The following is a 15,098-nucleotide window of genomic DNA, read 5'->3' on the forward strand; positions in this document are numbered from 1 at the left end:
TCAGTTATTTAAAGACAGAGGGGTCTGTTTCTCTCTGATCGCCACGGAAAGCGGCTACAAATGCCTGGGCGAATCCTGAACTTAAACATTTATTTTTGAAATTATTTGCGTCTTTTACAGAGTCGAATGCACCCACTGTGATCCGGTATGAACCCTTGTAAAAATATTCAAAAGTCTGGTAGCTCTTACCGTCAATCAGAACGGTCGGAAAGCTATCCGGATTCAAACTGGAAATGATCTGTACCCGGAATACCACCCCGTTGGGGTCCGCTTGCACCCCGAGCACAGGTTCTGAAAGAATTTCGGGCTCCGGGGTAAATGCAGGCTCTGCCTGAATTAGGGATTCTGCGGCAACGGCGGGCCCGGCGATTTGCTGAATAACCAGGGAGATGTCTTTATTGGATGAGCTATCCGGGAGAGAAATTCTAATGGCTTTACCTTCAGGTCCCGACGACTCCGTCCGGGAGAAAAGTGCCGCCCGGTTCCGGGGATGTATGGACATTCCCAGTTCGTCCAGAGGACCATTGATTGATTTGCCCAGGTTCCTGGGGTGCTCCCAGTCTTTTCCGTTATAGGGACAGATAAAAATATCATAGCCTCCGTATCCTGAATGACCGCTGGAAGAATACCAGAGATTATTCCGGCCATCCAGAAAGGGGTACCATTCATGACCACTTGAGTTGATGGATCTGCCAAGATGAAGAGGTTCCGACCAGCCCTCAGCTGTTTTTCGCGTGACAAAGAGGTCCAGCCCACCACAGGTGGGAAGGCGATCTGAAGAAAAGACCATCATCGATCCGTCGGAAGAGATCGCCGGGTGCAGGTAACGGGATGAATCTCCGGCAAAGGGAAGTTGACGGATTTCGGAGACTTCATTATTGACAATGGACATTTCATATATCTTTTCCATGGCCGGATGATCGGTAAGCACTATTCTTTTGCTGTAATATCCCCTGCGCTTGTCACTGGAAAAAGAGAATGCAGCCGGGGAGCAGGAGAATTCCTTATTGGCAAAAAGTGGCCGGCTGATTTCCGGATCTGGGCGGTCCATCTCTGTCAGGTAAGCTGTTTCATCTCCGGTTTTAATGAAAATGATTCCATCCTGGTAAAAGGCTACATCGAAGCAGGGTCCGTTTATTTGAAGATCCAGGGTGTCGAACAATAAGCCCTCTGCAGTTTGTAAGGTTTCTGCCAGGGAAGTATGCGAAGGGGGGCAGGCCGGGTACAGGATCGAACAAATCGCAATCAGGTTAAAGGAAAGCAGGTTCATTTGAACAAGATAATTACTGTTGTGTTATCTGAAATAGAATGAAGGCATTATCAAAGATAGGAGATTTTATATTTTCCGATCAATTAAATAGTTAAGAAAGTGTATTTTTTATTCACTGCACTTTTTCCTAAATTGTAAGCCTAAATAAAAACAAATTAAATCCTTTCAACATGAAAAAGGCACTGTATCAACAATCAAAGTTTTTTGTAATCGGACTGATTACCACTACTTTGATTCTTTTCTCCGGATGTAAGCAAACTCAAAAAAAGCTGGAAAAGGAGACTCCGGCCGTTGAGGAACTAAAGCCCAGGGGGGATGTGGTAGAGGAGCTTTCCGGTTATGAGGTTCCCACTTCCTACGATATCACAAAAGGTATTTACCAGGCAGGAGCACCCTATATACTTTCTCTTTCCAACGGCCCTGAAAAAGCCAGTGAGTATATCACACAGCGGGATAAAGTGCTTAATCTGGGTGTTTATGCCACCGACCTGGCTTATGCGACCACCTATATGATGAAGCAGGGGACCATGAACTACCTGGAGGCATCAAAAACTTTAATCGACGATCTGGGGATTTCCACCACCTTTAATACTTCCTATGCCGAGCGTATTGAGAAGAATATTGATGATCGTGATTCCCTGATACAGATTGTCACAGAATCTTTTAATGACACATGGAATTATCTGGTTGAAAATGAGCAGGATGTTTTAGCAAGGCTGGTCGTTGTCGGCAGCTGGATCGAAGGGGTTTATATCACCACCAATGTAGCAAAGAAAGCCATTGACAATACCTCTTTGCTGGAGGCTCTGGCCAAGCAGAAGAAGTCACTGAATGAGCTGGTGGATCTGCTGGAGTCGGTCAAGAATGTGGACGAAGTTAAGGACTTGTATAAGAGCCTTTCTGAAATTCAGGAACTGTTTGAGGGAGTAGGAGATCTTATGACAGAGGAGCAGCTGAAAGTTATTTCAGAATCCATAGCTGCATTGCGGAACAGTATCGTGTAGTACAGAATCAGCCTCCACGGGTTGATCAGACATAATGAAAGAGGCCGTATTAAATGCGCTGTTACAGCTGTTTGCAATAATAGCTAACGTATCAGAAGATGGTGTTTCTTTCAAAGCCAGGGCAATCGTAAAGTCTTTTCTCAGGCAACACCTGAAAACCAACCTGATCAATAAGTATCTGGTTGTTTTTGATAATTACCTGGAAATACACCATCCCCTTCTGTTTGGCGGTGGTATCGTACATCAGCGACAGACCCATTCCGATACAGAGAAGCTGAGATATATTACCGGGGAGATCAATAGCAGCCTGCTGCAAAGAGAGAAATTCATTGTTTTCCTCAGGCTGGTTGAATTCATCAATGAAGATGATGTGATGACGGATAAGGAATTGGCCTTCATCAGGACTATTGCCGATTCATTCAATATCTCCAGGACGGAGCACGATAATACCAAGAATTTTGTGCTGAATACCTGTGATGCCATTGAAAAGGAAAGGATCTTGATCATCGACAGCATGAAGTCCCCCTTTATTGAGGGAATCAGACATTTAAGAGAGAAGGGTCTGGAGGGAAGGATTTCGATCCTGCACCATGTAAGTACTGATACCTTTGTGTTCCGCTACGTGGGAAATATGAATCTTTTCCTGAACAGCCAGCCTATCATTCCCGACAGGATCGAGCTGCTGGAACATGGATCCTTGATCACGGGATCCCTGATCAGCCCTGTTTATTACAGTGATATCTCCAGAAATTTCCATCATGCCAAGGAGTTCGCAAAAATCTCCTTTCAGGCTCAGAATATTGAGTACAGGTTTAAGAATAGCAGCAAAGGAATACGAAAATTCAGCTTCAGCAAAGAATCAGGCAACCTGATTGGAATTATGGGAGGAAGTGGGGCGGGGAAATCCACCCTGCTTAATATACTATGTGGAAAACTGAAACCGCAGTCGGGTACAATAGCCATCAATGGCTATGATATTCATAAAGATGTGTCTGACATAGAGGGGATCATCGGATTTGTCCCTCAGGATGACCTGCTCCTGGAAGAGCTGACCGTGTTTACTAACCTCTATCTGAATGCAAAACTCTGTTTAAGTAACCTTTCGGAAGTGGAGCTGCGCAAGAGGGTGAACCAGGTTTTGGTGGATCTGGATCTGGAGGAGATCAAACATCTGAAAGTTGGGAATCCATTAAATAAATATATCAGCGGGGGACAGAGAAAACGATTGAATATTGCCCTGGAGCTGATCAGGGAGCCAGCCGTGCTCTTTGTGGATGAACCAACTTCCGGCCTTTCATCCGTAGGATCAGAGAAGGTGATGTTTCTTTTGAAGGAGCAGGCTCTGAAAGGGAAACTGGTGATTGTGAATATCCATCAACCCCATTCTGAGATCTACAAGCTGTTCGACAGGTTTTTGGTGATAGATAAAGAGGGTCATGTTATATATAAAGGAAATCCCATTGATGCCATCACTTACTTTAAGGAGCTAAGTAATTATGTGAATGCCGATGTGGGTCATTGTGCAAGCTGCGGAAATGTAATGCCGGAGCAGATTCTTAAGATGGTAGAAGCCAAGCAGATCGATGAATATGGCAAGGTGACCAGCGAACGGAAGGTTTCTCCGGAGGAGTGGTATGATATTTATTTGGACAGGATTGAATCGAAGCAGAAGATCAAAACCAAGAAGAAGCCTCTGCCTGCCAGGGATTTTCAAATACCGGGCACTTTTGAGCAGTTTACCATTTTCCTGAGAAGGAATATACTCCGTAAACTGACTAACCGGCAGTATATACTGATCAATTTCCTGGAGGCGCCCTTACTCGCCCTGGTCACGGCATGGTTTACCCGTTTTACGGATGATGAATCCTCTACTGCTGCCTATGTTTTCCGTGAAAATATGAATTTGCCCGTTTATATGTTTATCGGGGTTATTGTCGCCATGTTCATGGGATTGATGGTGAGTGCAAGGGAAATCTTTATGGACAGGAAGATACAGGAACGGGAGTCTTTTCTTCATCTCAGTCGTCTCAGTTACCTCCATTCGAAAATCCTTGTATTGTTTCTGATTTCTGCCATCCAGACCTTTTCATTTGTGCTGGTGGGAAATTTGATTCTGGAGATCAGCGGGATGTTCTTTCACTATTGGGCTGTTTTCTTCACCGTTTCCTGCCTGGCCAATATTATTGGCTTGAATATTTCGGCAGGTCTCAATTCGGTATCCACAGCCTTTATTGTGATTCCCTTTATCCTGGTTCCGCAATTGCTCTTCAGTGGGGTGCTGATTCCTTTTGACAGCTTGAATAAGCTGTACGATAATCCTGAGTATGTTCCTGTTATAGGGGAGCTGATGCCCTCCAAGTGGGCCTATGAGGCTGTGGCCGTGCATCAGTTCAAGGGAAACCGGTTTACCCGTGAGTTTTTTGAGATTGACCAGGCCAGGGTCAATGCATCCTACCAGGCCGCCCTGGTTAATGAAGTGAAACAGAGGCTCAATATCATCTGGTATCATTCTCCGGGTGGAGTTGTTCCCGAATTGCATGCTGAGGATTTGGAACTGGTCCGGAACGAATTGACCGGGTTAAGTAAGCTGGGGGCAGTCGCATCATTTGGACCGGTGGAAGGTTTTAGTTTAAAAGGGTTTACAGAGGAGGTGTATGCGGCGGCCATGGATTCCCTGGAAAGGGCCAGGCAAGTTTTTATGAGGCAGAAAAGTGAAGCAGATCGTTTGAAGGATCAGCGCGCCCTGGACCTGATGGAAGAGTGGGGTGGTGAGGAGGCGTTTAATTATATGAGAAAGAAATACACCAATAAAAGACTTGAGGATCTGCTGATGGACAATACCCGCTTGCTTACAGAGTGGAACAATCACCTGGTCCGAAAAATTGCCCCCATTTACCAGGTTCCAAAGTCCAGGGCAGGACGGGCACATCTGTTTGCCCCTGTAAAGAGGATGGGCCCCCTGTCCATGGATTCTTATTGGTTCAACCTAATTGCTATCTGGTTGTCGGCAGTTTTTTTCTATATGACACTGGTCTATGACCTGTTGCGAAGATTTGTAAACTGGAACCAGATCCGGAAATTACGCAAGGGTCTCTGAAATTTGCATGGATCATATAAATCGAATACTATGAAGAAGCAGATCGTTCTTATTTTTGCCATCGGAATTCTATTCCTGGCTTTCCAGTCATTCAGTCCGGAAGGTCTATCAGAAAATGCTTTCCCGGATGAAATCACAACCATCCTGAAAACGTCCTGTTATGATTGCCACTACACTGGTGCTAATGCAGAAAAGGCTCTGAAGGCTGTTAATTTTGAAGAGTGGGAAGGCTTCAGGGTGACCAGGAAGATTGCTTTGCTTGGAGAAATATGCAAGGTAGTGGAAGAGGGGAAGATGCCACCTCAAAAATACCTGGAGCAAAAACCGGACAACAAGCTTACAGAGGAACAGAAAAAGTTGCTGTGTGAATGGACCGGGCAGGAGTTGGAGAAACTGATTCAGGGTAACTAAAGGTGAGGAGTTTGAAGATTTTTGGGACAGGATTGATTGTCTTGCTGGTAGTCCTGCAGTTTTTCAGACCAGAACTTAATCAGAAAGCTTTCGAGCCGGAAAAGGATTTGCTTTCTGTGGTATCGGCCCCTGAAAATATCGCGACCCTGCTCAGGAATGCCTGTTATGACTGTCATTCCAATCAGACGGCTTATCCGTGGTACCAGAAGATCTCCCCGGTGTCATGGTATCTGAACGGGCATATAAATAGGGGTAAGGCAGATTTGAATTTCAGTGAATACGGTACTATGGGCAAAGCCGACCGGATCGGTCTCCTGGTAAAGACCTGTGAGGTTGTGGAGGCTGGAAGCATGCCTCTTCCAAGCTATCAGATCTTGCACAGGGAAGCCAGGCTTAAAAAGAAAGACCTCGATATCCTTTGCAACTGGACAGAAGAGGAGGCCCTGAAAGTGATGCGTGAGTAGTAAAAATACGCTTGAAGTAATATGTTAATTGTTTGACTGCAGGTTGTTTTGAGATTACATTTATCGAATAGAAACCAATACGAAATATTATGAGAAACGCGGTAGGAATATTTTTACTGATTGTGCTGACAGTCGGCCTGAGCTCCTGCGAAAAGATCAAGGGTTGGTTTGATGTGGAAGTCGATACTACCATTGAAGGTGAGCTCTCCATTCTTACGGATCAGAATGAACTGAAATCTGCGGAAGATTATGGATTCAATGAATCTGTTACCGTCCAGCTTTTAAATGATGATCTCTATGACTATGAAGACGAGATCACCGGCTTCAGAACCTCTAATGTGACTTTTGAGGTGTTGGCGGTAGACTCTTCAGATGTTATACTCCGGGCAGGAACAGAATTTCTGATTTACAATGAGGAGAATCCCGGCCTGGTCATTTCGATCCCTTCAGACTGGGTTGTTGAAGTGGGCGCTGCTCTGACCCTTGACGAAGCTGCCCTGGATGTGCTGGATGATATTCTGGATGATATGATTGAATTTACGATTTCTGCAACTGGTTCCTGTAATAAGGGGAATGTGACCATTGAACTCAGATATGGTTTTGAAACCACAGCTATAGCCAATCCCCTCTAAAGATCCTGAACGGAAGTTTATATAAATCTGGCTTTTATGAAAAAGTACATCAAAAGATTACTATGGATCCTTTTAATCGCCTTGATCCTTGTACTAAGCTGGTTTGCCTGGCCCAGGCTGCCAATAATAACGGCTTTTGCAGCCAAAGGGATGTGCTCCAGTGTGTTCCTGGCAGATAAAAGCCCCGGACGGGTAGCTTTGGAGGATTTATCCTTTTTCCCCATCAGCCTGGCCAGATGTAAGATCGATTATGAGGAGAAATCGGTTACTGCCCGGGTGTTTGGCCTGGCCATGCGTAAGGCCGTTTTCAGAGAAGGACTGGGAGCTGTGATAGTTCTGGAGAAGCCGGAAGAGGAGCTGATGGCAGATTCATTTAAGATTCCGGATCCGGGTTACAGCCAGGATACCATTCCCTGGCCCCTGGGTGATGTATTGCGCGAAAACAGTCCGGAAGGGGTAGATTATGAAAGATTAAGCGAAATACTTGATAAAGCCATTGATGATCCGGGAGAGGAGCCATTCAAAAAAACACTGGGTGTTGCGGTGGTATATGATAATGCACTGATCGGGGAGAACTATCTGGAGGGCTATGATGCCTGGACCAGGTTTCATGGCTGGTCGATGACCAAAACAGTCATCGGAGCCATGACGGGGGCCCTGGTGCAGGAGGGCAGAATGGACATTCACAAACCTGCAGGCATCCCTGAGTGGGCCGGAGATGAAAGGAAAGAAATTAGTGTGGAGAACATCCTTCATATGAGCAGCGGGCTGGAGTGGGTGGAAAATTACTTCACCATTTCTGATGCCACCGTGATGCTGATGCAAAGCGATGATATGTATTCTTCGGTGCTTAACAGTGAACTGGCCCATAAGCCAGGCAGTTACTGGAACTATTCATCGGGGGATGCCAACCTGCTTTCAGGCCTGATCAGAGATGCTATCGGGGATTTGGATGAATACCATGGTTATGCCTATACCAGGCTTTTTCACCGCATAGGAATGCTGAATACCGTGGTGGAGACCGATGCCAGTGGATTGTTTGTGGCCTCCTCCTATAGTTATGGTTCTACAAGGGACTGGGCCCGTTTTGGAATGCTCTTCCTGAATCAGGGTATCTTTGAAGGGGATACGGTTCTGACCCCGGAGTGGGTCGAATATATGACAACAGCTGCACCAGCATCGGATGGACAGTATGCGGGGACTTTCTGGCTGAAGGAACCGGATCAAGAGAATGCCCTGGTGGATGTTCCGGATGATCTGTTTTTTGCAGATGGATTCCTGGGGCAGCGGGTCTATGTGATTCCATCCAAAAAACTGGTTGTGGTGCGCATGGGATTTAGCCTGGGCAATTTTTCGCTGAATGATTTCCTGAGGGATATCATTGCCACACTGCCAGCCTGATCTTACAATCAGCCCTGGTTTCTGTCCAGGATGTCCTCGACTTCCTTAAGCAGAACAAAATTCTTATGATCGTAATAGGCTCTCAGGCTCCAGGATTTCTGAAGGACCTCCCTGGCTTTCTCATACTCCTTACGTTTATAGAGTCCCAGCCCGTAAGTGTACTGGTATGATGCATTTTCCGGATACTCTTCCACCAGGGGCATGATGAGGTTCATGCCTTCCTCCAACTTAATATCCCGGGCGATCAGGAAGTGTGCAAACTCGCCTATGACCATGGGATTATCTGATCTCATTGAATAAGCCTTCCGGTGGTAATACTCCGCTTGTTCATAGGATCCGGCCCAATCGTAAACACCTGCATACCAGAGCCAAAGGTTAGCCTCGGGCCAGCCCTGTTGTTCTGTCATTTTCCGGATCTCGTCCAGATAGAATTTTGCCCGGATGCTGTCGCCCCGCGAAGTGGCACAAACGGCCTGCCAGTAATCGAAGGTGGATTTTTGCTGTGGCCAGAGCTCTCTCCCCTTTTCATAGATCCTTTGTTCTTTCTTATGTGCCCCAACATAGTGATAGGCATTGCCCAGCAAAGAATAGGTCCAGGACCAGGACAGCACCTCCTGTTTTTGTGCCAGTTCCAGGCATTTTTCAAAAGCATGAATCGCTTCTTTCCACTCTTCCATATTAAATTTGACCCATCCCAGCTGGTAATGCTTGATCATGGCCTGGGGATGGATAGCCAGGTATTCTTCCAGGTAATAAACCTGTTCTACGGGTTTTTTTTCTACAGTGGCAATAAGAGCGTTTACCTGTAATTGCATATCAGGAGTTAGCCGGAGGATCTGTTCATTGGCTTTGTAGGCCCACTCTTTTGACCGTACCGCCTGCCGGGTGTCCCCGTAGCAGTAGGCTATTTTTAACATGGCCGAGACAAATCCGCTGTCTGTTTCCAGGGCTTTACTGAAGTATTCAATAGCCTCCGGATAATCAAGCCGTGCATAGGCATTTGCCCCCAGGAGATAAAGTCTATATGCCTCGGGCGATTGTGTAAAAACGCTTTTTAATTCATAATGGGTTGCACTTTTCAGACTCCTTATCTCCAGAAAGTCCTTGATCAGATGTGAAAGAGAATCGGCCAGGACAAAAAAATCATTTTCCCTTGCCCCCTGCAGTTCAAAAGATTTATAAATCTCCTCAGATTCTGGATTCATAATGTTTGAGGTGACCCTGATCTTATCTCCCGACTTGTACATGTTTCCAATAATGACTGTATTGGCTTCAGCTTTACGTGCAGCCTCGCCCGCCACGGCGGGTGTGAGAGATGCATAGTTTAATCCGGCTTCTTCTCCAAGAATGTTGTACATGGTTTCATACTGACGCACCGACAAGGCCTCTGAATTTGACAGCGAAGTAATCAGAAGGTTCTGAAGGCCGCCCTGCCACAGGTTGTAAAGAGTGTCGCCTGTCATGTTTTTAAAGGGCAACACGGCTATGGAAATTCCTCCTCGTTCAGGCTTTGAACGGCCCTTGCCAAAAAACTTCGGGTATACTAAAACCAGCACTATACCCAGAAGCAGCACAATCACCACATCACTCAGCCTGAGCTTTCTTCTCCCGGGTACTCCGGAAGCCCGGGTGATTTCCTGTTCCTCAAGCTTTGGAGTTTTGACCAGGCCTTGCGGAGTGATATCAAATACCCAGGACAGCACAAAAGCTACTGGGAGGCCTGCAATAAGCAGAATAATGATAAAAGTGACAGTCCAGTCAGGAAGTCCGAGCCTGGGAAACATGATATCCGCTGCTTCCATAATTATAAAAGCAGTGGCAGCATACATGGTCAGGACCCTGAGTACTCCGCGCCGCTTTAGTTCTTTCCAGAAGCGGAATGGCTGATTCGAGTGCCGTTTCATTCAAGCAGAGGAGTTAGTCATCTGCAATTTACGATAAGAAAGGCCATAAGTCAAATGCACCTTGCAGGCGGGTGCATATTTGCTTATTTTGCAGCATGGAAACAAGTGAATTTAAATAGCTGTAATGAGACCAAATAATCTTTCCCTCATTAAAGTGCTTGTCATTGTTTCTGTTCTTACTCTTTTATCCTGTGTCAGGCATGCGGGGAGCGACTGTTTTCGGGATGCCGATTTCAATGCCGGTTGGTATTTCCATATGGGCGATATCAGTGATCCCTTTGCCGGAGGGGATGAACCGGGGTGGGTTCCGGTACATCTTCCACACGACTGGAGCATCCTTGATTATGAGCTTCAGGACTCCCTGCACGAGGGTCCGTTTTATAAGAATCTGCCGGGAGGGGTGGATGTGGGGTACCTCCGGAACGGGACAGCCTGGTACAGAAAGGAATTTGTAAGTCCCGGGGACAGCGGGGATAAACAGATCATGCTTTCTTTTGATGGGGTACAGTCCCACATGGAATTATGGGTCAACGGCATTTTTATCGGGGAACATGTCTATGGATATACCCCATTTCTCTTTGATATCGCTCCGGCTTTGAAGCCCCCGGGGGAGAAGAATGTGATTGCGGTAAAGACAGTAAATCCGGGGGAGAACTCCAGATGGTTCAGCGGAGCGGGTATTTACCGTTCTGTGAAATTGTCGGTACTTCACTCTCTCGCTATGGCCCCATGGGGGGTGTATGTGACCACCCCGGAAGTGTCAGCTGACCGGGCTTCCATTCATATGGAGATAGAGGTTTCCAATCGCAGAGGGACCGGGGCGGAGGTTAGCGGAGAGATCCTGATTCATTCGCCCGATAACAGAGAATTTGTTTGGAAAACCGATACACTTATTGTTGGTCCGGGCCTGAAAGAGACTCTTATTGCCTCTGGCTTTCTGGATCAGCCATACCTGTGGACCATCGATGAACCCTGTTTGTATCAGGTTGAGGTAAGTTTGCTGGAAGCTGGCCAAGAGACTGATTCTTATAGCACCCGCTTTGGAATCAGGTCCATCGCTTACAGCGCGAATGATGGATTTCTGCTAAATGGAGAGGAGCTCCTGATGAAAGGAGCCTGCATGCACCACGACAATGGACTGCTGGGTGCGGCGGCATTTAAAGACGCCGAATACCGGAGGGTGAAGCGGATGAAGGAGAACGGGTATAATGCCATCCGTACCAGCCACAATCCGCCTTCTGAGTTTTTTCTGGACGCCTGCGACGAGCTGGGAGTGGTGGTGATTGATGAATCGTTCGATCAATGGGAGGAAGCAAAACGTCCCAACGACTACTCCAATTATTTTAAGGAGTGGCATATCAGGGATATTCAGGCCATGGTGTATCGCGACCGGAACCATCCCAGTGTGGTGATGTGGAGTTTTGGTAATGAGGTTAGGGAGCGGGCCGACCCGGAAGGCATAGAGATCGGGAAAATCCTCTCTGAGGCCATCCGGGAAGTGGATGATACCCGGCCCCTTACCCAGGCGGTTTGTGCTTTCTGGGACCAGCCCGGCAGAGAATGGGACTATTCTGAAGGAGCTTTCAGTATGCTGGATATCAGCGGTTATAATTATCAGTTCACGGAATATGAACCCGATCATGCGAAGTTTCCAGAACGTATAATATATGGTTCAGAAACCTTTCCAAAGTATGCCTGGGAAAACTGGGAACTGGTGAAGCGGCATCCCTGGGTTACAGGAGATTTTGTCTGGACCGGCATGGACTATATCGGTGAATCGGGAATAGGACATGATTATTTCTTTGATCCGGATATGGAAAGGGAACCTACCTTTCTGATGCCCTGGCCCTGGTATGTTTCCTGGTGTGGAGATCTGGACATTCTTGGCAATAAAAAGCCTCAGTCGCTTTACAGGGATGTGCTCTGGGGTGAAAGCAAACTGGAGATACTGGTTTCGACGCCTGTTCCGGAAGGGCAGGAACCCTGGCTTAGTAACTGGGGCTGGCATGATGAGTTGCCTCACTGGAACTGGAAGGGGCATGAAGGCAAGGCTTTCAGAGTAAAAGTCTACTCTTCCTTCCCGGAAGTTAGACTGGAACTGAACGGAGTAATTATTGGGAGCAAAACCCTTGACTCGGCAGATCGCTACACAGCAGAATTTGAATTGCCCTATGCTTCCGGCGAACTAAAGGCCATTGGTATTCAGGGAGGGAAGGAGATGGAGACCAAAATACTGCTTACTTCGGGGGATGCCAGTGAATTGTTTCTGGAGGCTGAAAAGGATCAGATTGCTGCAAACAGGAATTCCCTGGTATTTATAAATGTAAGCTCTCTGGATGTTAAAGGCCAGTCGGTTCTTAATCATGAACCGGAGCTCAGGGTGGATGTCGCCGGTCCGGTCTTCCTGATGGCAGCAGGCAATGCCAGTCCAGAACACCAGGGAAGTTTTACCGACGAGGTTTTTGACCTGTTCAGAGGTAAAGGCATGGTGATACTCCGATCGACCGGCAAGCCCGGAGAAATTGTGGTGGAAGTCTCATCGGAAGATCTGAAGCCAGCCAGGCTCACTCTGCATGCAGAGTAAAGCAATGATTACAAATCGGAAAATCCCTCATTTATCCATTGGCTCATCCACTGGATCTGCTCAGGGTTCCATAGTTGTTTATGAAGCATGGTCCGTTTGGACCGAAATGCAGGAATTCTGCCCGGATACCTGGATTCTCTGGCAAAGCCATGCATAAAATTTGCTTTCAATACGAATTATGCTCTACCTTTATCATTGTATCAATACCACCATTATGAAAAAAGTAACAACAATTCTTGTTCTGTTTTTGGCAGTGTGAGCCATGTATGGGCAGGATATCATTGGAACCTGGAATGGAGCATTCACAGTTGAGCCTCCTCAGGGCGATGCAATAACATTAAGGATTGTATTCCATATTGAGGCTGCAGACGACGGCTTCAACACTACCCTGGATAGTCCTGATCAGAACGCCTTTGGGATAGCGACTGATGCCACTACCTTTTCAGAGAAGGAGTTAAGCAATAAAATAGGGGAACTTGATTTTGTATTTACGGGAAAACTCACTGATGCCGGGAGCATCGATGGTTCATTTACCCAGATAGGACAAACCTTTGATCTGGATTTGACCAGGCAGGATGAGTAGCCGGCATTGCTTCATCATTCAGAAAAATTATTTTTGCATAAATCTCTTTTGAAGAGCTTATGCGGGAAGCTATTACCTGAACTTTCTGCCACCGGGAGAAGTCAACTTTGAGGGCTATGGATAATTATGATGTGCTCGTGGTGGGGGCTGGCCCTGCCGGTTTGCTGGCTGCAGGCAGTGCGGCCCAGAGAGGTTCCAGGGTGCTTGTGCTGGAGAAAATGAGGCAGGAGGGCAGAAAGCTTTTAATAAGCGGGAAGGGCCGGTGCAATATTACCAACGATGCAGAAGTCACGGAGTTTGTCAGGCATGTCCATCCTTCCGGCCGCTTTCTTCGTCCTGCTTTCGGACAATTTTTTTCTAAAGAGATTCTGGAGCTGCTTCATCAATATGGAGTGGAGACTATTTGCGAACGTGGAGGTCGATACTTTCCTGCCAGTAACCATTCCTCAGATGTGTTATCGGCGCTTCTGAGATGGTTAAAGGAGCTGAATGTGGAAATCCGTTGTGGGCACAGGGTCGAAAAACTGATTTTGGTAAACCGGGTCATTCAGGGTGTTCAGTCCGACGGTCAGGAATTCCGGGCCCCCAGGGTGATCCTGGCCACCGGAGGGAAATCCTATCCGGCCACCGGATCGAATGGGGAAGGATATGAACTGGCACGTTCAGCGGGGCATACACTTACGCCGGTCAGACCAGCCCTGGTTCCTCTCGAAACTACAGGGGATATGGCCCGGAAGCTTCAGGGCCTTACCCTGAAAAATGTAAGGGCCACGGTTTGGGTGAATGATAAGAAAAGAGCAGAAGATTTCGGAGAGATGATCTTTACTCATTTCGGACTCTCGGGCCCTGTTATACTTACGCTCAGCAGGATGGTGGTTGATGCATTGCGTGAGGAGAGTCAGGTGGAGGTATCAATCGATCTGAAGCCCGCTCTGGATGAGCAAAAACTGGATACGCGCCTGCTTCGGGATCTGAATGCTTCAGGGAAAAAATTAATTACCAATCTCTTTCGAAACTGGCTGCCGGCCTCCATGATTCCGGTTTTTTTGGATACCCTTGGAATTGATCCGGCCAAGGAGGGTCATCAGATCTCATCGGGAGAGCGAAAGGCGATCCGGAACCTGATGAAGGACCTGCGGTTTAAAATCCAGGCACATCGTTCGTTTAAAGAAGCCATTATTACCGCAGGTGGTATTCCAACAGCCGAGATATCCTCAAAAACCATGGAATCCAGGTTGGTGCAGGGACTCTATTTTGCAGGAGAGATGATCGATCTGGATGCCGAAACGGGTGGATATAACCTGCAGATTGCCTACTCTACCGGATGGCTGGCCGGAAGGTCGTCCTCCGGATTATAGTTGTAACTCCACCTTTTTTCTGGAATAATTTTTATACTGAATCAACAATCCCATACATCCGATTTTATCTTTGATCTCCTCATCGGTGGACAATCTGGCTATTGCGTTTACCCGGATGGTTATCGGCTTGGCAACATCAAATCCCAGCCCGATTGATTCCAGATACTTGTCCTGCTCGTTATTATACAGCACATCCCTGGTCTGCTCGTCGATCAGGACAAAGTGCAGGGGATACAGGTTTTTATGGGTGCAGAAGGAAAGTACATAATCCGTAACTAATCAGTCTATTCTCAAAAATAGGTGGTTATAAACAATTTTCCGTGGTTTTACACGAATTTAACTGTGATGCATCTGTGGATTTCTCAGATTCAGTGGATATCAACAAAATCA

At 46.9% G+C, this 15,098-nt stretch carries 11 protein-coding genes; 9 read left to right on the forward strand and 2 right to left on the reverse strand.

What is annotated here, in order from left to right; all coding sequences use genetic code 11:
- Positions 1–4: 4 nt before the first annotated feature.
- The gene (locus tag P1P86_12550) at positions 5–1,270 is read right to left on the reverse strand and encodes a hypothetical protein (GenBank protein ID MDF1576009.1); all 1,266 of its coding nucleotides are present in this window, start codon (positions 1,268–1,270) and stop codon (positions 5–7) included.
- Positions 1,271–1,440: 170 nt separating this feature from the next.
- Here P1P86_12550 and P1P86_12555 point away from each other — a divergent pair, with 170 nt between their 5' ends.
- From P1P86_12555 to P1P86_12580, 6 genes are all read left to right on the forward strand, one after another.
- Complete coding sequence (locus P1P86_12555; protein MDF1576010.1) at positions 1,441–2,274, forward strand: hypothetical protein; 834 nt, start codon at positions 1,441–1,443, stop codon at positions 2,272–2,274.
- A gap of 34 nt (positions 2,275–2,308) precedes the next feature.
- Positions 2,309–5,371, forward strand: a complete 3,063-nt coding sequence (locus P1P86_12560; protein MDF1576011.1) for an ATP-binding cassette domain-containing protein — start codon at positions 2,309–2,311, stop codon at positions 5,369–5,371.
- 30 nt (positions 5,372–5,401) lie between these two features.
- Positions 5,402–5,782, forward strand: coding sequence for a heme-binding domain-containing protein (locus tag P1P86_12565; protein MDF1576012.1), 381 nt, complete (start codon positions 5,402–5,404; stop codon positions 5,780–5,782).
- 11 nt (positions 5,783–5,793) lie between these two features.
- The gene (locus P1P86_12570) at positions 5,794–6,246 is read left to right on the forward strand and encodes a heme-binding domain-containing protein (GenBank protein ID MDF1576013.1); all 453 of its coding nucleotides are present in this window, start codon (positions 5,794–5,796) and stop codon (positions 6,244–6,246) included.
- 89 nt (positions 6,247–6,335) lie between these two features.
- Positions 6,336–6,878 carry a hypothetical protein gene (locus P1P86_12575; GenBank protein ID MDF1576014.1) on the forward strand — a complete coding sequence of 181 codons (543 nt, stop codon included), beginning with the start codon at positions 6,336–6,338 and terminating at the stop codon, positions 6,876–6,878.
- Positions 6,879–6,914: 36 nt separating this feature from the next.
- Positions 6,915–8,279 carry a serine hydrolase gene (locus P1P86_12580; GenBank protein ID MDF1576015.1) on the forward strand — a complete coding sequence of 455 codons (1,365 nt, stop codon included), beginning with the start codon at positions 6,915–6,917 and terminating at the stop codon, positions 8,277–8,279.
- A gap of 8 nt (positions 8,280–8,287) precedes the next feature.
- Here the strand turns inward: P1P86_12580 and P1P86_12585 are convergent, their stop codons facing one another.
- Positions 8,288–10,183, reverse strand: coding sequence for a hypothetical protein (locus tag P1P86_12585; GenBank protein ID MDF1576016.1), 1,896 nt, complete (start codon positions 10,181–10,183; stop codon positions 8,288–8,290).
- Between the two features lie 124 nt (positions 10,184–10,307).
- On the opposite strand from P1P86_12585, the gene P1P86_12590 reads away from it, so the two are divergent.
- From P1P86_12590 to P1P86_12600, 3 genes are all read left to right on the forward strand, one after another.
- Positions 10,308–12,767, forward strand: coding sequence for a glycoside hydrolase family 2 TIM barrel-domain containing protein (locus P1P86_12590; GenBank protein MDF1576017.1), 2,460 nt, complete (start codon positions 10,308–10,310; stop codon positions 12,765–12,767).
- A 262-nt stretch (positions 12,768–13,029) separates the two neighbouring features.
- Positions 13,030–13,350 carry a hypothetical protein gene (locus P1P86_12595; GenBank protein MDF1576018.1) on the forward strand — a complete coding sequence of 107 codons (321 nt, stop codon included), beginning with the start codon at positions 13,030–13,032 and terminating at the stop codon, positions 13,348–13,350.
- 116 nt (positions 13,351–13,466) lie between these two features.
- Positions 13,467–14,708 (forward strand): NAD(P)/FAD-dependent oxidoreductase, encoded by a 1,242-nt coding sequence (locus P1P86_12600; protein MDF1576019.1) that lies wholly within the window; start codon positions 13,467–13,469, stop codon positions 14,706–14,708.
- Positions 14,709–15,098 lie beyond the last annotated feature (390 nt).

The organism is Bacteroidales bacterium (assembly GCA_029210725.1).
Taxonomy (GTDB): Bacteria; Bacteroidota; Bacteroidia; order Bacteroidales.

What these genes read in the sequence shown, in the direction of transcription:
- P1P86_12550 (MDF1576009.1), bottom strand. Translation starts at nt 1,270, where the DNA reads ATGAACCTGCTTTCCTTTAACCTGATTGCGATTTGTTCGATCCTGTAC.
- P1P86_12595 (MDF1576018.1), top strand. Translation starts at nt 13,030, where the DNA reads ATGTATGGGCAGGATATCATTGGAACCTGGAATGGAGCATTCACAGTT.
- P1P86_12585 (MDF1576016.1), bottom strand. Translation starts at nt 10,183, where the DNA reads ATGAAACGGCACTCGAATCAGCCATTCCGCTTCTGGAAAGAACTAAAG.
- P1P86_12600 (MDF1576019.1), top strand. Translation starts at nt 13,467, where the DNA reads ATGGATAATTATGATGTGCTCGTGGTGGGGGCTGGCCCTGCCGGTTTG.
- P1P86_12590 (MDF1576017.1), top strand. Translation starts at nt 10,308, where the DNA reads ATGAGACCAAATAATCTTTCCCTCATTAAAGTGCTTGTCATTGTTTCT.
- P1P86_12560 (MDF1576011.1), top strand. Translation starts at nt 2,309, where the DNA reads ATGAAAGAGGCCGTATTAAATGCGCTGTTACAGCTGTTTGCAATAATA.
- P1P86_12575 (MDF1576014.1), top strand. Translation starts at nt 6,336, where the DNA reads ATGAGAAACGCGGTAGGAATATTTTTACTGATTGTGCTGACAGTCGGC.
- P1P86_12565 (MDF1576012.1), top strand. Translation starts at nt 5,402, where the DNA reads ATGAAGAAGCAGATCGTTCTTATTTTTGCCATCGGAATTCTATTCCTG.
- P1P86_12580 (MDF1576015.1), top strand. Translation starts at nt 6,915, where the DNA reads ATGAAAAAGTACATCAAAAGATTACTATGGATCCTTTTAATCGCCTTG.
- P1P86_12555 (MDF1576010.1), top strand. Translation starts at nt 1,441, where the DNA reads ATGAAAAAGGCACTGTATCAACAATCAAAGTTTTTTGTAATCGGACTG.